The sequence below is a fragment of the Opacimonas viscosa genome (assembly GCF_024199005.1).
GTDB classification, from domain to species: domain Bacteria; phylum Pseudomonadota; class Gammaproteobacteria; order Enterobacterales; family Alteromonadaceae; genus Opacimonas; species Opacimonas viscosa.
On the sequence record NZ_JANATA010000187.1, the window covers coordinates 1 to 263 of the forward strand.

Sequence of the window (263 nt, forward strand, 5' to 3'; positions counted from 1 at the left end):
GTACCAACGGGATTAAATGCTTGAGCTAGATTTAAACGGCGTGTCGCACTTTTTTGATTTCCCATCGCCATGACGTAAGGGTTCGCCGACGTTTCCAGAATGGATAATCCACCAGCCAATACAAAAAGTGCAGCAAGGAAAAAACCGTAAGTCATGGTTTGACTGGCTGGATAAAACAGAAATGCCCCCGCGGCCGCGCAGCCCAGTCCGGTCAATACACCTGTTTTATAAGAAAAGCGCTTGTTGATAAAAGCAGCAGGAAT

Annotated in this window: 1 pseudogene; it reads right to left on the minus strand. The window is 46.8% G+C overall.

What is annotated here, in order from left to right:
- A pseudogene (locus tag NLF92_RS13240) lies at positions 1–263 on the minus strand (glucose/galactose MFS transporter); the annotation flags it as partial.